The sequence below is a fragment of the Pseudomonas sp. FSL R10-1339 genome (assembly GCF_009600545.1).
Classification (GTDB): Bacteria; Pseudomonadota; Gammaproteobacteria; order Pseudomonadales; family Pseudomonadaceae; genus Aquipseudomonas; species Aquipseudomonas bubulae.
The window spans coordinates 1-18,509 of the sequence record NZ_WIVQ01000032.1; the positions used below are offsets into that span (position 1 = coordinate 1).

13 protein-coding genes and 3 pseudogenes are annotated in these 18,509 nt (G+C 51.2%); 7 read left to right on the forward strand and 9 right to left on the reverse strand.

The features are described from left to right. Positions 1-1,035: pseudogene (locus GHO03_RS12005) on the reverse strand (helicase-related protein); the annotation flags it as partial. An 88-nt stretch (positions 1,036-1,123) separates the two neighbouring features. On the opposite strand from GHO03_RS12005, the gene GHO03_RS12010 reads away from it, so the two are divergent. The 4 genes from GHO03_RS12010 to GHO03_RS12025 are packed head-to-tail and all read left to right on the forward strand — an operon-like array spanning position 1,124 to position 7,474. Continuing rightward, positions 1,124-3,397 (forward strand): hypothetical protein, encoded by a 2,274-nt coding sequence (locus GHO03_RS12010; protein ID WP_016779321.1) that lies wholly within the window; start codon positions 1,124-1,126, stop codon positions 3,395-3,397. Further along, the gene (locus GHO03_RS12015) at positions 3,384-5,480 is read left to right on the forward strand and encodes a hypothetical protein (RefSeq protein WP_016779320.1); all 2,097 of its coding nucleotides are present in this window, start codon (positions 3,384-3,386) and stop codon (positions 5,478-5,480) included. The genes GHO03_RS12010 and GHO03_RS12015 overlap by 14 nt, the downstream gene beginning before the upstream one ends. Next, the gene (locus tag GHO03_RS12020; protein WP_095023445.1) at positions 5,467-6,075 is read left to right on the forward strand and encodes a hypothetical protein; all 609 of its coding nucleotides are present in this window, start codon (positions 5,467-5,469) and stop codon (positions 6,073-6,075) included. Before GHO03_RS12015 ends, GHO03_RS12020 begins: the two co-directional genes overlap by 14 nt. After that, entirely contained in the window at positions 6,068-7,474 is a 1,407-nt protein-coding gene (locus GHO03_RS12025; protein ID WP_095018412.1) for a site-specific integrase, read from the forward strand. Before GHO03_RS12020 ends, GHO03_RS12025 begins: the two co-directional genes overlap by 8 nt. 491 nt (positions 7,475-7,965) lie before the next feature. Here GHO03_RS12025 and GHO03_RS12030 read toward each other — a convergent pair whose 3' ends face one another. Further along, positions 7,966-8,400 (reverse strand): helix-turn-helix domain-containing protein, encoded by a 435-nt coding sequence (locus GHO03_RS12030; protein WP_016779317.1) that lies wholly within the window; start codon positions 8,398-8,400, stop codon positions 7,966-7,968. 93 nt (positions 8,401-8,493) lie between these two features. Between GHO03_RS12030 and GHO03_RS12035 the strand changes: the two genes are divergently transcribed. Beyond that, positions 8,494-9,456, forward strand: a complete 963-nt coding sequence (locus GHO03_RS12035; RefSeq protein WP_016779316.1) for an arsenic resistance protein — start codon at positions 8,494-8,496, stop codon at positions 9,454-9,456. Between the two features lie 38 nt (positions 9,457-9,494). Here the strand turns inward: GHO03_RS12035 and GHO03_RS12040 are convergent. After that, a pseudogene (locus GHO03_RS12040) lies at positions 9,495-9,605 on the reverse strand (transposase domain-containing protein); the annotation flags it as partial. A 2-nt stretch (positions 9,606-9,607) separates the two neighbouring features. Beyond that, positions 9,608-9,922: pseudogene (locus tag GHO03_RS12045) on the reverse strand (disulfide bond formation protein B); the annotation flags it as partial. A 94-nt stretch (positions 9,923-10,016) separates the two neighbouring features. Between GHO03_RS12045 and GHO03_RS12050 the strand changes: the two are divergent. Beyond that, positions 10,017-10,424 (forward strand): helix-turn-helix domain-containing protein, encoded by a 408-nt coding sequence (locus GHO03_RS12050; protein WP_029611214.1) that lies wholly within the window; start codon positions 10,017-10,019, stop codon positions 10,422-10,424. A gap of 480 nt (positions 10,425-10,904) precedes the next feature. Here GHO03_RS12050 and GHO03_RS12055 read toward each other — a convergent pair whose 3' ends face one another. Next, on the reverse strand, positions 10,905-11,258 hold the full coding sequence (locus tag GHO03_RS12055) for a hypothetical protein (protein ID WP_016779313.1): 354 nt from the start codon (positions 11,256-11,258) through the stop codon (positions 10,905-10,907). Between the two features lie 390 nt (positions 11,259-11,648). Here GHO03_RS12055 and GHO03_RS12060 point away from each other — a divergent pair, with 390 nt between their 5' ends. Continuing rightward, entirely contained in the window at positions 11,649-12,974 is a 1,326-nt protein-coding gene (locus tag GHO03_RS12060) for an OprD family porin (protein ID WP_016779312.1), read from the forward strand. 363 nt (positions 12,975-13,337) lie between these two features. On the opposite strand, the gene GHO03_RS12065 is transcribed toward GHO03_RS12060, so the two are convergent. The 4 genes from GHO03_RS12065 to GHO03_RS12080 all read right to left on the reverse strand — a co-directional run bounded on the left by GHO03_RS12065 (position 13,338) and on the right by GHO03_RS12080 (position 18,494). After that, a complete protein-coding gene (locus tag GHO03_RS12065) occupies positions 13,338-13,664 on the reverse strand; it encodes a DUF2790 domain-containing protein (RefSeq protein ID WP_081481051.1) in 327 nt (108 codons plus the stop codon). A 74-nt stretch (positions 13,665-13,738) separates the two neighbouring features. After that, on the reverse strand, positions 13,739-13,936 hold the full coding sequence (locus tag GHO03_RS12070) for a co-regulatory protein PtrA N-terminal domain-containing protein (RefSeq protein WP_016779311.1): 198 nt from the start codon (positions 13,934-13,936) through the stop codon (positions 13,739-13,741). A 140-nt stretch (positions 13,937-14,076) separates the two neighbouring features. Then, positions 14,077-17,241 carry a CusA/CzcA family heavy metal efflux RND transporter gene (locus GHO03_RS12075; RefSeq protein WP_016779310.1) on the reverse strand — a complete coding sequence of 1,055 codons (3,165 nt, stop codon included), beginning with the start codon at positions 17,239-17,241 and terminating at the stop codon, positions 14,077-14,079. Positions 17,242-17,267: 26 nt separating this feature from the next. Next, positions 17,268-18,494, reverse strand: coding sequence for an efflux RND transporter periplasmic adaptor subunit (locus GHO03_RS12080; RefSeq protein ID WP_003444054.1), 1,227 nt, complete (start codon positions 18,492-18,494; stop codon positions 17,268-17,270). Between the last annotated feature and the right edge of the window lie 15 nt (positions 18,495-18,509).

An 18,509-nucleotide genomic window follows, 5' to 3' on the forward strand; every position in this document is an offset into this window, starting at 1 on the left:
GCTTTCGCCTGACAGCAGGGCCAGCCGGCTATGCAGGTCCGCTCCGACGCCGCGCAGGATATCGCGCTCCCCCAACAACGCCGCGATATCACAGGCCATGTCGGCCAGCCCAAGGTCCTGACCGCGCAGCAATAGATGGGCAATCCGCGGATGTGCAGGCAGTTCAGCCATCGCTTCGCCGTGGGGGGTGAGTTTTGCTCCATGCAAGGCACCCAGCCGATCGAGCAATTGCCGGGCCTGTGCATAACTGGCCGAGGGCGGCATATCGAGCCAGATCAGTTGCTCGGGAGTGACACCCCAGCGTGCCAGTTGCAGCGCCAACCCGGCCAGATCAGCCTGCAGGATCTCCGCACTGCCATAGGCCGCCAACTGCGCGTGCTGGTCCTCGGACCACAGCCGATAACACACACCCGGTTCCAGACGCCCGGCGCGGCCGGCACGCTGGGTGGCACTGGCGCGGGAAATGCGCTGGGTATCAAGGCGGGTCATGCCGCTGCCCGGGTCAAACCGCGGAACACGCGCCAGCCCGGCATCGATCACCACACGCACGCCGTCGATAGTCAGGCTGGTCTCGGCAATATTGGTGGCCAGCACCACCTTGCGCAGGCCTTTTGGCGCAGGCTCGATGGCCGCACGCTGGGCCGCCAGATCCAGTTCTCCATGCAAAGGGCACAGCAGAATATCGCTGCGCGAACCCAGCGCGTCGGCCAGTTGCTGATTGACCCGGCGAATCTCCGCCTGCCCGGGCAGGAACACCAGCAGGCTGCCGCTTTCATCGTTGATGGCATCGAGCACGGTCTGCACCACTCGCGGCTCGATAAACTCACCCGGCACAAACGGCCGCCCCCAGCGCATCGCCACCGGGTACATGCGGCCCTCACTGCGCAAGATCGGCGCATCGTCGAGAATGCTCGCCAGCCGTTCGCCCTCAAGAGTGGCGGACATCAGCAGAATTTTCAGCGGCTGTTCATCCCGAAACAGCTCACGCCCATTGAGGCTCAAGGCCAACGCCAGATCGGCATCCAGACTACGCTCTGCAAGTTTGCTGATTTGACACATTGTCAAATACTTAAAATCCGCTACATTTTAAGGACAAATCCAGCCTTCAAGGGTAAATAAAACCGTGACAATCATCAAAAGTAAAGGCTACGTCACCCACTACCCGCTGCAGGCCATTGATGAAGAGCTGGCATACAAGCTGCTGATGTCTCCGACCACACTTGATAGACACAATAGTAATGCTCTGCAGCTTTTCGACTGTCACTGTCACTGCTTGGGCGAGTACCTCAGCCTGACCAACCTTGATGGTGAAAAACTCACGTGGCTGGTCGAAAGCTTTCTTGGAAGCCTTCACGTTGGCGACATAGCTGTGCTTGAAGAGTACATAGTTCGTCAACGATCAATTGCTGTTACTGAGATGATTTCTGGTCTGGTCGACCTTGTTCCAGGCCTGCAGCCAGTGATCTGGTCTCGTGCCCGGCTGCCTCACTTTGAACAGACATGGCAAGAGAGCAAGCACAAGCTAGACCCGGAGATCGTCTCCTTCTGGAGTGGGTGGAAGGTCAAGGCCAAGAAAGGAAAATCGGTTTATCTCAAGCTAGTTGCGATGTATCACTCGCACGGCCCTGAGTTCACCAAAGCTTTCCATGAAGCGATCAGACGCGACTCTTTGAAGCGCGCCAAAGTGGCGAGCGGGATGATCAATAAGCTCGCCAAATACATATCTGAGCAAAGCTTTCGTTTCCCTCCGGCAGCTTTCCAGTCACCGGAGATGATGGAAGACTTTTTCGAGCACTATTTCTGGCACTACCAGAACATTGAGTACGAGCGCAACGAAGACCCAGAACTCAATGCTCGCACTTTCAGAACTATGCGAAACCTGATCATAAGATGCTTCCTCAAAACCGATGTTTGGTCGGCTGACGAAGACGCAATAGTTTTGCCTGCAGGGAAGAGTAAGGCTGGCTCCGAGCTCAACATCAAGAAGAACAAGCATGGCATTGAGATCAAAGACAAACTTCTGACAGAAGTACCCGTGCATGTCACGGACATCCAGGCAATCGACCTCCTTTATGGAGAGATTACCAGTGATCTGTCGTGCATCGAAAAATGGGGGCTATCAGAGGCGTTGGCAATTCGCAAAGCGCAACGAATTCGAGTCAGAGAAGCTGGGGACGGCATGCTTCTGGAGCGTGTTGTCCGCAACCCCCAAAATCGCCTTAACTTCGAAAAGCTAGGCTTCGCAAATATTTGTCGCACCTTCGAAGACGAAGGCATGTGCACAACGAATGATGCGCGTCGTCGTTACGGAATAAGGCTTCCGGCGCTAGCACTAAAACTTGGCCTACCCACAACCTACAGCTTACTGCCGTTTCAGTGCTTACTCACTCTATACCACCCGGAAATTACCACTACCTTCATGGACGACTTGGTGATTTGGGACGGCCCAAAAAGGGTTTCGTTCTTGAAGACTGACAAGGGCTATGAACTTATTGGATTTAAGGATAGGCGCGGGAGTAAGAACTCCGAACAGAAAATCCTGCTGCACCCCAAGGCTGCTGCGCTCGTTCGTATGGTAGAAGAGATCACGGAGCCACTTCGCCAATACCTTAAAAAGCAAGGCGATCCGACTTGGCAAAAACTTTTTTTAACGTGCGGAAGAAGCTTCAACTATCCGAAAACTGCTGACAGCAACATTCTAAATCGAACGGCAGTCGATAAGAACGCTTTTAGGCGCGAAGTTTTCATTGCGCGGCTATCGCCCCACACCGTGAAAAGAGGCGACGACTTGGTGGACTTTATCAAGAAGCTCTCGATAACCAGGGTTCGCGCTCAGTCAGCCGTGGCTGATTACATTCAAAATCATAGCCTGCCAAGACTTGCCAGAAAGCTTGGTCACGCCCACATGAACAGAGACCTGTTGGATTCCTACCTGCCCACCGCGATCTATGACTTCTTCGCGACCAGGTATGTGCGTATTTTCCAGAAGGGAATCATCTGCGAAGCCATGAAAGACAGTAAATACCTACTTCGTGCTTCCAAGTTTGACGATTTCGACCAAATGCACGAGTTTTTGAGCCGGTACACACTCAAGGAGGTTCCGGAGAACCTCAAAACCAGGGAAGAAAATCGCTTGGCCAATGGTGAGATTGTAGAGGTGGGTGTCTCCGTGTCTGCTGAAAGCATGACCGCGCTGATGTCCATCAGAAAAGCCATCAATCTCAGCAAGACGCCACACGCTGTTCGAGGGCTGGCCAAATACTGGGCTGCGGTTTGCGATACGGTCGAGAAGTACATCCTCAAAAGTCGCGACAAACTCCTGCACGCTCATTTGGAAATCGCCTCCAAAAATTGCAACCCCAGCGCCTACGAGAGCATGATCCATGCAGTATCCTGAACACCTCGCTCATTTCGCCAGCCTGTTCAAGAAACGCGACATATCACACTTCATGTCGGCTCCGTGGCTTGTCTCAAGCTTCAGGGATCCTGTGTGGAAATACAATTTTGGTTTCAAGACCGACCAAGACCTGGATTGGAGTGTTCACCTGTATGACGGTTCGTTATTAACGGATCCACAGCACGTCAAATTACTCAACTCGTTGCAATGCTGGCTGATAGCAGCGACTCAAAATTCAGCTGGGCCAGGCTTCACCAATAGCTGGGCCTCACAGGCGGCATCTTTTCGACGAACGCTCACGCTCATTGACCATATCCTTCAAGGCGCCGAAGCCTTGGAGCTGGTCGAGCATGGCCTGAGCGCGCTTACCTATGACGTGATGTGTGACATCATCGAGCAGGTCGGGACTAGTAGCTACGTCGCTGTGAGTACCTACGATTGGAACAATCGTCTCGCGAACTACTGCATTTCGCTTCTGGAGGAAACTAGCCCAGCGGCCATTGATAAATGCCTGGAGGATTACCCTTCCATCTCCGACATAACACCTCTTCAGCTCGAAGAGAACGTGCTTGATATCCCTCTGGAGCTGATCCCGCGTGTAAGAGCCGCGCTTTATATCAACAAGATGTACCACACCCATCCAAATGGTGGAGTGAACGTCAACTCAGTATGGGTCAGTGCACAACTATACAACGATACTTTAGCTGGAAAAAGGCGACTCAAGCCCCTGCATAGCATATTAGGTTTCATTTGGCGTAATGATCGCTTTATTCGTGAGGTCGATGGCGCCCCGGTCACCAACGGCAACCCAGACCGCATGACCAAGCGAGACTTGGTCTTGTACCGCACCGCCTTTACCATCTTACAAAAGATCTCTGCCCTAGATTTTCCACTCCCTACCCCAGAAGATCTTAGAGAGATTGCAACCTATAAAGTAACAGGGGCGGCGATGGGCCGTTTTAAAAATGTCCCAACCCCAATCATTTTCAAGGCGATCAAAGATGGCATTGAGTTCCACTTTGAATACGGCCCGCAGCTTCTTGAAAGCTATGTGAACATCGCCAAATATTCCGTGAAACACAAGGTCAACATCACAGGCATCCCAGACACAACTATCCTCTCGCTACTCGAACCCTCCATCGCTAAACTTGGCGTCCAGTACCTAGGAATTTCTACTCGCTCCAACGGAAGGGATCCTGGTACTGAACTAAAAGAAAGCAAGGAACTGTATTTCAGCAAGCTACGGGGCAATGTAGGGCTACTGGAACTCATCGCGGTCTATTACGGATCTATCCAGTTGTTGGTAGGAGCAACGATGGCGAAACGGGGTTGTGAACTACGCGGCCTCGATCCTGCCAACTGTCTCAGCGCGGACAAAAAGTGGCTGATCGCCCCTATCGCCAAGTCTAGTCGGGGTCTAAAAGGTCGCAGGGCTCGAAACGCCCGCCCCATTGATCCCCTAGCGGCGGAAATGGTTCAGACGCTCATTGACTTCCAGACAGAGCTGATCAGCATCGGCTTCATCGATCAGCACCTTCCCTTGTTTTCGTCCCCAGGCATCATAGGCACAAGTTCTTTGACGCCTTGCGACGTTTACCTCTACTACAAAAATATTGATCTGTTTTGTGATTACTTTGAGGTCGAGCGCGACAGTTTGGGGCGTCGCTACTACATCCGCCAACACCAACTGAGGCGGTTCTTTGCCTTAATCTTCCTCCATTGTGGGTACGGGGCAAGCGTAGGCATCCTGCAGTGGATGTTCGGGCACACTGACCCGGCGCACATCTGGAATTACATTACGGAGGAGCTGCCAGGCAAGGAGCTTCAAAACACCTTGTCGCAAGCCCTCAGCGAGCGTATCGCCTCTGGCGGCGCCACGTACTATACTGATGTGGTTGATCTGATTGAGGCTAAATTCGGCACCCGAAACGTGTCATTAATGGATGCAGAACAGCTCGCAGAATACTTTGACTTTCTTATGGAAAGCGACCAAATGACCATGGAGCCAGTTTTCCTGGAGAGTGATAACGGTTTACGGGTTGACATACTTGTTGTTGTGAGGAAACAAGATGAAATGGGATGAGGGAAAAACCATTCAAGCCGCCTCGATTGAGAACACGAGAAAGTTATTACTAGCGATAATCGCGACGCCTTACAAGTACCTCAAAAGTGTCGTTATAAGGGACTCCCTTATTAGCCAGGCATCTCTGGCGAAGCTCGCTTTGGAAACGATCGTTGAGGGAGAGACGCTACATATATCACCCATAAGTTTAAACACATTTAAGCAAAGAAGCGAAGAGCGAATACCGGGTGGATTCCTTGCAATAGATCGCCTACGTAAAAATGCTGCGTCGGTTATCAACAAGGAGGAAAAAAAAACACCCACGAAAAACAATAGAACTAGAGAGGCGATACTGGCGCAATTGGCGGAGCTTAATCTCAGCCTTGATGTACAGAAGCGCTCAAACTTGATACTCCTGCAAACCTTATCGGATGTCCGCAGTAAGCTGGATGGCGTAGTCAGCGCACAAGATGAAGTGACGCGCAAGATTCGCGCTGCGGAAATATTAAAGCGTATCACTGCAATAACCAGTCTAAACCCTGAAATGTATCAAATCCCGCCTATACAGAAGGCATCGGTCGTATCTATCACGGCCAAGGGTAAGAAAAATGAATGAAGAATTTCTGGTGGAAACGCTAGATCATGTAGATCTGTTCCAGAGATTTTCCGGAGGTAAGACGCGCAAGCATGCCTTCTACAAATTCCCATACATAAAGTGGCCAAATAACGAGCCATGCCATATCGCCAATCTCTATTTGCTAAAACTATCCAAGAAGCATGAGCAAATTTCTGCTGATGGTCGAAGGCAGGACAGCAAGGGTGGAACGATTGGCCAGTACGCGAGCAACATTAGCCAGCTGATAAGACGCTGCTGGCATTACAGGGTCGACCCTTATCACATAACCGACAAGTTTTTTGAAGATTTCATCATTGAGCTAATTGAAGAGCCCAACCCTAGAAAACCTGATAAACCAAAAAGAGCAGACAGAACCACCATCAACATAGGTAGAGAGTGCTTAAAGTTCCTAGCTTGGATTGGCGAATTTTATGGCGACCTCAACTTCGTATCACCAAAAGGCACCATCAAGTTAACCACCGAAGAAGTAATTCGCACCTTCAACAATCAACACAAAGTAACAACTACGATCTCGCACCACTCTTTCCCCCTACCTTTCCGCGAGCACACACGAAGCCCAATTTCTGAGCATAACATTGACAAGATGGTGCAGGCGGTAAATGATAGCGGCAAGTCCGAGTTCCTCAAAGCGCGACACCTTGCACTGCTCACACTTCTTCAGCATACAGGCGCTCGGCGATCGGAAATCGCATCCCTGACAACATCGTCACTGCGTGATGCCCTGCTGATGAAGTATCCAATGCTAAAGCTGGTAACGCTTAAGCGCGGCGAAGCATTTGTCCGTGAAGTTCCGGTGAATGCGATTGCATTGAATGAGGTCAAAAAATACTTAGCCGCAAGACAGAAGTTGATCAAAGCACACCCAGAAAACCAAAACGACTACTTGCTCATATCTGAAATAACAGCAAAACCGATCGCACCTGAGACTATAACGTCGATAGTCTCGAAGATCAGAGAATCGGCTGGAATTGAAGAGCAAGCATGCGCGCATATGTTCCGCCATGCCTTTATCACGAACTTGTTCAGATTGCTCGTCGAACGACACAAGTATGAAAGCAAGGATGAGTTCCAAGCAGCACTTATCAGCGACAAGGAATTCTTACGCAAAGTTAGGGAGTGGACAGGCCACAAGAGCATTGAGTCTCTCAGAGACTATCTAACAAAGGTATTCGAAGGAGATAAGAGCATAGGTGATGCGGCTGAAAGCGTGCACAAGACTAATACGTTAACGCTTTATCAGAAGAACTCCGATGCTCTTTACAACGAATTCAAGCTCAAAAAAATAACTCCAGATGAGTTTATGCGACGGAGTGACGAGTTGATGGCGCTGCGGGATCTCGAGCTTTCTAGGTATGACGGCCAGCCTAAGTCTCTTTAACGCCTGGCGGTGATGACGACCGTCCACTGCTACACGCAGGACAGTGCCCCCCGTAGTGCCCCCCATCTGGGTACATAACGGGGCAAAAGGAACTTAATGTTCCGTATCGGGGGCATTACGCCATACGCTTCGGGCTTCCATTCTCAAGCCTCTGGCCCATCGTGGGCCGGCGCGCTCCGCTTGCGCTTTTGGCCACAAGTTGCAGGATGGTATCGGGAACAATTATGTCGAGGTGCTCATCGGTTGCGCCAACTGATAATCCCTGTCCTGTCCACACGGATGCCGCTCTACCTAAAGTGCATTGCCACCTATGAGTTTTTATTAGGGTGTGCGATAAATGCGGCACAGCGCCTGGGCACTATATCGATAGCAATTGCAATCAGCGAGCTTGGAGAGTGTCTAGAAAAGCCGGGGCGATTCAATATACCTTCGAGACCTTCGCGTTATTCGGTTTCGATGGCATCTTGCTTCCCCCACGCTTCTTGATTCGCCTAGGAGCAGCAACCGGAGCGCGTCCCAGCAGCGGGTTCGAACAAGGACTCTACAATCGTGCAATCTGGGGAGTTTGAACCCAAGCAAATTGACTCACACGTGCCTGCCATTGAGAGCAGCTCTATCCGGATTTGCTGGAGCTTAGCTACCTTCGACTCTACTTCTGCTAGGTGCTTCTTGACCACCGACAGCGCGTCAGCGCACGGACGATCAGCATCTGCTGCGAGCGCGATGAGTTCTCGGATATCGTCGAGGGGAAAGCCTAACTCACGATTCTGACGGATGAAGACGAGTCTTGAACGATGCTTCTCTGTGTAGATTCGGTGCCTGCCGGTCGACCGCAGCGCCGGAGGTAAAAGGCCTATTTTCTCGTAATAGCGAATAGTTTCAATGTGGCAACCCGTTGATTTAGACAACGCCCCGATTCCTGACATGCGAATTCCCCAAGCATTTTCTTGAACCTGTAGTAGCTACAGATATTACCCTGCTCAATCGAAAATTGATTTCACGCGTTTTAAGGGCATTTTGTGGACAGAGAACAGCTAGAGAAGAACCAGATTCCCGTCTACTTCGTCGCGGTCATTGTCGCTGCTATCGGAGGTCTGCTCGCACCTAATGCTTCTCAAGCGTTAGGTGCGTTGGTGACGCCAGCCATCGCTGTGCTGATGTACACCATGTTTCTACAGATCCCATTCCTGGATCTCCGTGAAGGGCTTGCAAACAAGCGTTTCATGACGGCGCTGCTGACAGCCAACTTCGTCGCCATCCCCCTGTTGGTTTGGGCGTTGACCATGGGCCTAACGGGTCACCCAGCGATTTTGGTGGGTGCACTGTTGGTCTTGCTGACGCCTTGTATCGACTATGTGGTGGTGTTTACCCATATCGGTAAGGGCGACTCCAAACTGACTCTGGCGGCAACGCCGTTACTACTCTTGCTTCAGCTTGTGCTACTGCCCCTGTATCTGGCCTTCATGCTGGGTAATGACTCGGGGGTGGTTATATCGGTGGGCCCATTTGTTGAGGCTTTCGTAGTGCTGATTGCTTTGCCCTTGGTATTGGCGGTAGCAACAGCTGCCGGTACAAAAAGGTCACGCGTCGTTGAGGGTTGGAACAACGCTTGGGCTTGGATGCCTGTACCGGCTATGGCAGCGGTATTGGTCGCAGTGATCGGATCTCAGATTTCAGCGGTGGTCAGAGACATGGACAAGCTGCTGCCCGTCATTCCTGTCTACATTGGTTTCATGCTCTTGGCACCATTGGTTGGTGCGCTGGTTGCGCGAGCATTCAAATTGCCGGCCATCACTGCAAGATCAGTAGCTTTCAGTAGCTCGACACGCAATTCATTGGTGGTTCTGCCACTGGCATTGGCCTTGCCAGAGGAAATCAGAGGGCTCGCTGCGGCAGCAGTCATTACTCAAACGCTGATTGAGTTGGTCAGCGAACTAATTTACATCCGAGCAATTCCTGCTTTGGTGTGGCGCAAAATGTAGATGCCAGCGAAGACATAAGCCCAAAACACCCTGCGCGATTAAGCGGGCGCCCACCTATGCGGTAGCAGCTCGTTAATCTTACTCGCGCGCTGCGTCGGCAGGCTTATAAGAACATCTTTCAGGTAAGCATATGGATCGTGCCCGTTTAGGCAGCCCCGCAAGGTTTGATGCTTTCAGGGATCAGTCCGAAATAAAGCAGGTTGTGATAGAGAGCGATGAGCCAGCCCACAACTGCTAATGGCAGTGCATAGCGCCAAACACCGGCGTCCGATAAAAAGCAGGCGACGCCCAATACAAGGACGAGTGGAAACATGAAGGCTCGTTGAAACCAACAGAGCACACAGGGCAGTTGCCCCATGACTTCACCAACGAATAGCACGGCGATTGTTGATACCAGAGCGAGCAACCAAGCACAGAGCAGTAGTGCCCAAGCTCCGGATTGATGCTGTTTTAACGGTGCTTCCATAGGATTCAGTCCGCTTTCTTTTGAGCGCGCGCAGATTTGCTTATCACCTAAGGCGCGTAGAATGAAGGTTCTAGCAACTATAAGGTCAAGCGAAATGAGTCCGACCACATATACAGTCGGAGCCTTGGCGAAGGCGACCGATACCAAAGCGATAGCCATCCGCCATTACGAGCAGGTCGTCCTCCTGCCCTCCGCAGGTCGTTCAGCATCGGGCTATCGCTTCTACACCGACGAGGAGCGCGACCGTCTACTGTTTATACTCCGTAGCCGCGCACTGGGCTTCAGTCTTGACGATGTTCGAGAGTTACTAGGCTTTGCTGATACACGCGACGCTTCCTGCGCTGGGGTGGACGCAAAAGTCGAAGGGCAGTTAGAGCAGGTTCGAGTGCGCATCCGAGACCTGCAAGGTTTGGAGTCGGAATTGGAGCGCTTGATAGCTTGTTGCGAGGGTGGCGTGATCGAGCAATGCCGCATTATCGAGTCAATGTCCAATCGTCGTTAGGCGTGCTAGGCGTGCGGCTTGAAGCTCTCTCGCTATGCCTGCAAGATGCGCGTAATTTCCTTAGACTTACTAGGGCAGGTTTAAATCACCAACCGCAGTGCTTGCAGAGCTGCAACGTGCCCCCGGATAAAACAATGGGCACCGCTGCCGGCGTCAGCAACTTCTGAGGCTTGTATGCCAACCAACTTGGAGAGCTGAAGCGGGTTACCCATAGCATTACCTCACGCCGCTGGATCGCATCGATGAGATTCGATGGCTTATAGAACCCCACCTTATTTTCGGGAAAGTTTGGGCGTAGCAGTTCGATACTGTCGCTTACAAAATTGCAGCCGATGTACTCCTTCTCACCAATGGTGTGAAGTTTCCTTCCATGCCCTGGCTGACGCAGTAACGCTGTCCTACAAGGGTCAGGCCGCCCCCCTCGTTCTTGAGACCAAATCTGATCGTCGTGCTGTGTGAGGTAAGCTGCTCATTGATGATTCAGGCGACGGCGAGATGGCTGCGTGGGCAGGGGCGCATGTCCTGACCGACAATCCCGGAGCGATGATGTATCCGTCCACCATGTTCCGCATAAACAATGTCACTGAACAACTGAATCAAAACCGAGGATAGGACAAGCTCTCCGCGCTCATGGTCGCGGAGGAAGAGCGGACTGACAAGCGCTTCCTGCGCAAAAGCCCAATCATCCGACTTAAAATTCATGGCATCTAGTGGTTGCCGATTTTGGTTTCGACGACTTCGTATGTGTTCGGATTTTTTTTGGATCTTCACTTGACGCGGCTTACAGCTGGGCCAGCCGTAAGGAAAAACTACGATAAGTTTCAGGTAAATCATTCATCCGACACTTCCTTGATTCCTTAATTAGTGCTGACTCCAAGGCTGGGAGTCTAAACTAATTTTATCCATGCTCTTATAGCTGGTCGAGCACCGCGCATCCGCACCTCTCACGTGCGAATTAAAGATTTCTGGTCGCTAAGTGAGCACGGTGTAGCAACTAGCATTGTAAAAACTCAGAGCCGCAAACGGCTGATCGCACGGCACGCGCGTCAACACTCCAAGAAAGCCGCCGAATATTACAAAATTGTAATTTCTCAATCATGCCCCTGTTATCTACAGATTGCAACGATACAACTCGGCGATGACATAGGAAGCGCGACCAGCTTCCTTCAAACAACAATTCCAGCCGAAGTGCTTTCTAGTTCTGCCGAACCGAAGGAGTGATTAATGATTAACAATACAAAGTTTTCGATAGCCGCTATGGCAATGGTTGTCAGCTCTGTGCCGTCAATGGTGATTGCGGAAGAAAAAAATGGCGGTTTTATAGAGGATAGTAGCCTTACCGTCCTTAACCGCAACTACTACTTCAATCGCGAACATCGTAACGGAGAGTCAAGCCCTACAGGCAATGGATATTCAGAAGCATGGGCAAACGCGATTATTACTAAATTCGAGTCTGGATTTACCCAGGGCACAATCGGTGTCGGAGTGGATGCGTTTGCTATGATTGGAATAAAACTCGACACGGGTGGCGGCCGTAATGGCGGCCGTAGTTCATTTGATGTCCTTCCAGTCAATAGCAACGGAGAGGCAAGGGACGAATACACAAAAGTGGGAGGTGCGGCAAAAATTCGCGCCTTTGACACCGTAGTAAAAGTCGGTGACGTATTCCCATCCACCCCAGTTGTGGCTGCTGGCGACTCAAGACTACTACCGGAAAGTTTCACTGGCGTCACAGCAACCAATACTAGCATTGAAGGCTTGACCGTTCAGGGCGGTCGCCTACATGCCATGAGCCAGCCAGTTTCGAGCAACATGCGCGACAACTTTGCGACCTTCTATGCCGGGCCTGTTAACTCGCCTTGGGCAGGCTACTTTGGTGGTGATTATAACTTAAACAAAAACGTCACCCTTAGTCTTTACTCCAGTCGCCTCAAGGACGTATGGAATCAATACTATGCTGGCACCGGAGTAAACTACTCATTATCAAATGAGCTTTCCGTATTCGGAGGCCTTAACTATTATAAGGCTGTCGATGAAGGAAAAAAATTACTTGGCGATTTCGACAATAACATATGGAGCGGTAAAGTAGGCGTGAAGTATGGTGCGCACACACTTGCACTATCCCATCAGCGAAATAATGGAAATAACGACTTCGATTACCTGCGTCAGTCGGACTCAATCTTTCTTGATAACTCAATTCAGTACAGTGATTTTAACTCACCTAAAGAACGCTCTTGGATGGTTCGCTACGACCTCGACATGACATCGTATGGTGTGCCTGGCTTGTCGTTTATGACGCGTTACGGTCGTGGCACTGATGCTGATTACTCTAACGCCAATACGACGTACATGAGACGCGATGCGGATGGAAACCCACTTACTGACCAGAAACGTTGGGAGCGTGACATCGAAGTAAAATATGTCGTTCAGACAGGTACCTTGAAAGATATGTCTTTCCGCCTACGGCAAGCTAATACTCGCGCAACCACATTTGAGTCGGATCTGGATGAGGTTCGTGTGATTATTGAGTATCCATTAGCTATTCTTTAAGATCTGCGCAGGATGAATCGTCCTAGACGAACATTCCGTTTTAGCTGGAAAATTTCAAAAATGTAATTTTTCAATCATCTTCCTGTTAGCTTAAGTCACCTATAGTAAACTGGAGTTCATAGATAGCAATCTGCTAGCGCATCTGGCTAGACTGCTACAGGTAATTAACACCCTTGCAAAAACCTGGAACTCACTGCTGTCAAGTTGAAGCTCCGCATCCACTTTTAGATTACTCATCTAAATACGATGTATTTTAAGACGCCCTTCGGGGCGTCTTTTTTATGCCTGCAGTAAACACCCCCCACATTTTATGTCTTATGACGCACTTCAAAAATATGACCCCCTATGCCAAGAGCGTAGAGGCTAACCACCTTTACGGCATTTTCCTGCCACTGTGTATCTGACTGTATTCAGTACTCCTTCAGAGTCTTCGTATGTCATAGCTGCGGGCATCACCCCGCACCCTTCCGCTGGTCGCACCATGCTAACTACATTCACAACATCTAATTTCATTCCGTATTTATATTGCTTAGCTACGGGAATTTTTTTTCCATGCCTAATCGCATACTGCTCCATAGCTACGGAGTTGGCACTCATTCTTTTTTCAAAAACCTTGTCACTATCTTTAGCAAATACGTTTGAAGAGATCGCAGCGACCACAATAAAAATAACATAATTAATAGTCTTCACTTTTTGCACCTCACATGTCAATAAAAACCCCGCAACCGGAATCGGGGCGGGGCTTATGTGTAGCACCACTACATTTACTTACTAATCGGGCCCTTATCACCGCCTGACATTTTCGGAGGAGTTTTTTTCAGCTCTTTGGCTAAAAACTTCTCCATAGCCTGCTCGGTAGCTTGAGTAGCTCTAGCAATAGTCCGGTCTCCACCACCCTCAGCCAATGCAGTGGAAGAAAGAATCAATGCTCCTACAAGAGCGTAAATTTGTGCGATTTTCATTTCGACACCTCATATTAAATACTGGTATTAGAGTATCAATACGAAGCTATCAATACGGTGGCACTAAGATTACATATCCGTCATCATTGATATAAATAGCCCGCTAATGAGGATCAGCAGCGGGCTTTAAAAACAAACTGCTATACTATTTCTTGTTTTTCGCTGTCTGCCTCTTCATCTTTACGGTGTGCCCAGTGATATAACGCAGGAAGTATCAGTAGGGTCAACACAGTTGAGGACAGTATTCCGCCGATCACAACGGTAGCTAGGGGCCGCTGGACTTCCGCGCCTGTTCCAGTAGCTAGAGCCATGGGGATAAAGCCAAGGGATGCCACCAAAGCTGTCATTAATACTGGGCGCAACCGCGTCAGCGCTCCTTCATTGATCGCAGAACTCAACGAATGTCCCTCTTCTCGAAGGTTGCGGATAAAAGCAATCATCACCAGACCGTTCAGCACTGCCACACCCGACAATGCAATGAAACCAACACCCGCCGAGATCGACAGCGGGATATCACGTAGCCACAAAGCCATAACACCACCCGTCAATGCGAATGGAATCCCGGTGAATACCAGCATGCCGTCTTTGAGATTGTTAAACATCATGAACAGCAGGGTGAATACCAAGAGCAGAGCCACAGGGACAACTATCTGCAAGCGTTTGGCAGCTGATTGAAGTTGTTCAAACTGCCCACCCCAGGTAGCCCAATAACCGGCCGGAATCTCTACCTGTTGATCAATGGCGATGCTAGCCTCCTTAACGAATGATCCGATATCCCGTCCACGTACATTCGCGCTGACAATGACCAGACGCTTACCGTTCTCACGACTGATCTGATTCGGGCCAAGTACAAGATCGAGGGTCGCCACTTCTGAAAGGGCAATAAAACCGATCTGATCGGCATTGCCATTGAGCAGCGCCGGGACTGGAATCAGCAGTGTGGACAACCCCTCAACGTCCTTACGCATGGCGTCGGATAAACGCACCACTATGTCGAAGCGGCGATCTCCCTCATACATCGTCCCGGCCTGGCGGCCACCGACAGCCACCGCAATGGTGTCTTGAACGTCTCCAACGTTCAGACCGTAACGTGCGGCTTTGTCGCGGTCTATGTTTATGGTCAGTACAGGTAGCCCCGTTGTCTGTTCGACTTTAACCTCGGAGGCGCCATCGACCCCCTGCATTGACGCGGCAATTTTCGCAGCGGTACTGTTAAGCACTGCCATGTCATCACCGAAGACCTTGACCGCCACATCACTTCGCACGCCTGAAATCAACTCGTTGAAACGTAGTTGGATAGGCTGGGAAAGCTCATAGTTGCTACCGGGCATAGCAGCCGCTGCTTTCTGGATCTCTTCTGTCAACGTCTCCCGGGACTTGCTTGGATCAGGCCATTGATCCTTCGGCTTGAGCATCACATAACTATCAGAGATGTTCGGCGGCATTGGATCGGAAGCAATCTCTGCAGTACCGGTTCGAGCAAACATCCGTTCGACTTCAGGCACTTTTTCCAGCACAAGCTTTTCCAGGCGCTGCTGCATTTCCACCGATTGCGTCAGACTTGTACCGGGTACTCGTAATGCTTGCAGTGCAAAATCGCCTTCGCTGAGACTAGGTACAAACTCACTGCCCATTCGACTGGCGACCACGCCACTCGCAGCGATGACACCTAATGCCATGGCAAATGCCAGCGATCGATGACTCATGACCCAATCCAGCGCGGGGGCATAAGCCCGTCGCGCTCCTCGCATTATCACGTTCTCTTCTTCCTTGACTTTGCCCGTCACGAACATGGCAATTGCCGCAGGAACAAAGGTTACGGACAGCAGCATAGCGCCTAGCAAGGCGATCACGACGGTGAACGCCATGGGGTGGAACATTTTCCCTTCGACACCGGTCAGGGCAAAAATAGGTAGATAAACGACCATGATGATCAACTGCCCGAAAATCAGTGGTCGACGGGCTTCTTTGGCTGCTGCAAACACTTCGTGAAAGCGCTCGGAGCGAGTGAGGAGGCGCCCGTGATGGTGCTGCGCATTGGCGAGGCGCCGTATAGCATTTTCGACAATAACCACTGCACCGTCGACGATAATACCGAAGTCCAGAGCCCCCAGGCTCATCAGGTTGGCGCTGACTTTGTTGGTGAACATACCTGTGAAGGTAAAGAGCATGGCTAGAGGAATGACCATGGCAGTGATCAGTGCTGCGCGAATATTGCCTAGGAATAGGAACAAAATCGCGATTACTAGGATTGCACCTTCAATCAGATTCTTCTTGACCGTGGCAATAGCCTTGTCTACCAAGTTAGTACGGTCGTAAACAGTGATCGCAACCACCCCTTTAGGCAGTGAACGGTTGATTTGCTCTAGCTTGACTGCAACGGCCTGAGAGACGGTACGGCTGTTCTCGCCTATCAGCATGAACACCGTGCCGAGTACCACTTCACGACCGTTTTCGGTCGCCGCACCGGTACGCATTTCACGCCCAATATCCACGGTCGCCACATTTTTAATACGTATAGGGGTGCCATCGACGTTGGCGATCACGATATTGGCGATGTCGTCGGTGGTCGCCACTTGGCCAGGGGCACGAATCAGTAGTTGTTCGCCACTGCGCTCAATGTAGCCGGCTCCTACGTTAGCATTGTTGCTTTCCAGCGCGGTCACAATGTCTGTCAGGGTCAGCTTGTAAGCGGCCAAGCGTTTTGGATCCGGAGCAATCTGGTATTCCTTGGCGAATCCGCCAATGGTGTTAATTTCGGCGACCCCAGGAACGTTGCGCAGCTGAGGTTTAATAATCCAATCTTGGATTACCCTCAGGTCGGTCGGCGTATAGGGACTACCATCCTCTTTTACGGCGTCTTCTTGGGCCTCGACAGTCCACAGAAAAATCTCACCCAAACCGGTAGAAATCGGCCCCATGACAGCTTCCACGCCTTCGGGCAATTGTTCCTTTGCCATCTGCAATCGTTCATTGACCAATTGCCGGGCGAAGAATAGGTCGGTGCCTTCCTTGAAAATCACCGTAACTTGTGAAAGCCCCGAGCGTGAGAGTGAACGCGTCTGCTCAAGTGCCGGCAGACCTGCCATGGCGGTTTCAATAGGGAAAGTGATGCGCTGCTCAGTCTCCAGTGGCGAGAAACCTGCGGCACCAGTATTGATTTGCACCTGGACGTTGGTGATGTCGGGCACGGCGTCGATCGGCAGCTTCTGGTAGCTAGCAATGCCGAGTCCGGCCATGAGGAGAACCGCGAGCAGGACGATTATGCGTTGCTCGATGGCAAATTGGATTAGGCGTTCGAACATGAGAACCTTCTCGTGGAAGTGGCGGATCAGTGGGCGTGTTCAGCCGAGGCTTTACCCAGTTCTGATTTCAGAATGAAGCTGCCGGCAGCAGCGACTTGAGCTCCGGGCTCCAGGCCCTCTGTGATCTCAGCCAGACCTGCTGCACGACTACCTATTACTACTGCTTGCGCCTTAAACCCGTCATCAGTTCGAACGAAAACTGTTGGCCTATCCTCGACCGTCTGGATTGCTGCTTCTGGTACTGCGACTTTCGCCAGCCGGGTATCGGTATCAACCAGTACGGTTACGAACAGCCCGGGACGCCAAGCCCCTTGCGGATTCGCTATGGACACACGGACAGTGGCGGTACGAGTCTGCTCACCCAGTAAACTCCCAACGTAGGCCACGGCACCCGTAACTTCCGCATTCAACTCAGCGGCACTAACCGTGACAGACTTGCCCACCAGGACTTTGCTCAAATCCTTAGGGGAAACGCCAAAAGTCACCCAAACATGCGACAAGTCCGAGAGCGTAAAAGCATTGCTGGTTTCACTGACAACCTCACCAAGGCCCAAGTGCTTTTCGACCACAACGCCATCGAACGGTGCACGCAGCTCATACCGGTTGCCACCACTGATCACCGAGCTGCCACTAAGTACGCTGATTTTTTGTCGGGCATTACTGACAGCGATTTCGGCCTCTTGCAGAGCCTGACGGGCTTGAAGGAAATCCTGTTCGGCAGAGATTTTGTCCTGCCATAACTGGCGTTCACGCTCGTAGGTAGTGCGCGCCAACTCTAGACGACGTTGCGCTGCGGCTTGCTCACTGCGCTGATCAGAAATTTGTTGACTGGCAATCACGGCTAGTAGCTGACCTTTTTTCACTGTTTGGCCAAGATTGACATGTACCGACTCGACGACACCAGGAACCCGGGGTACCACATGCGCAGTACGGTCTTCATCGAAACGGACTTCTCCAGGAAACGGCAATGAGAGGCTGATGCTCTGTTCCTTAGCTTCGATTAACTGAATGCCGGCAGATCTGATCTGATCGTCGCTCAGAGTCAGGTGACCTTCTTCTGCTTCCCCTTCTTCATGCCCGCCATCAACTGACTCCTTGGCCGCACCCTCGTTGCTGTGATCAGCATCGTGGCCCTGCTCTTCTTGCGTCTGTACGCCGGTGGACGCTGTTGACGTGCTACCCATCCAGAGCGAACCAACACATATGCCCACCGTGAGGGTCAGTGCGGTGACAAGGATTTGTTTTTTATCCATGGGACTCCCTACGCA

Bases quoted from the DNA above. Each gene is read 5' to 3' on its own strand.
- GHO03_RS12015 (WP_016779320.1), top strand. From the start codon at position 3,384: ATGCAGTATCCTGAACACCTCGCTCATTTCGCCAGCCTGTTCAAGAAA.
- GHO03_RS12020 (WP_095023445.1), top strand. From the start codon at position 5,467: ATGAAATGGGATGAGGGAAAAACCATTCAAGCCGCCTCGATTGAGAAC.
- GHO03_RS12025 (WP_095018412.1), top strand. From the start codon at position 6,068: ATGAATGAAGAATTTCTGGTGGAAACGCTAGATCATGTAGATCTGTTC.
- GHO03_RS12030 (WP_016779317.1), bottom strand. From the start codon at position 8,400: ATGTCAGGAATCGGGGCGTTGTCTAAATCAACGGGTTGCCACATTGAA.
- GHO03_RS12050 (WP_029611214.1), top strand. From the start codon at position 10,017: ATGAGTCCGACCACATATACAGTCGGAGCCTTGGCGAAGGCGACCGAT.
- GHO03_RS12055 (WP_016779313.1), bottom strand. From the start codon at position 11,258: ATGATTTACCTGAAACTTATCGTAGTTTTTCCTTACGGCTGGCCCAGC.
- GHO03_RS12060 (WP_016779312.1), top strand. From the start codon at position 11,649: ATGATTAACAATACAAAGTTTTCGATAGCCGCTATGGCAATGGTTGTC.
- GHO03_RS12070 (WP_016779311.1), bottom strand. From the start codon at position 13,936: ATGAAAATCGCACAAATTTACGCTCTTGTAGGAGCATTGATTCTTTCT.
- GHO03_RS12075 (WP_016779310.1), bottom strand. From the start codon at position 17,241: ATGTTCGAACGCCTAATCCAATTTGCCATCGAGCAACGCATAATCGTC.
- GHO03_RS12080 (WP_003444054.1), bottom strand. From the start codon at position 18,494: ATGGATAAAAAACAAATCCTTGTCACCGCACTGACCCTCACGGTGGGC.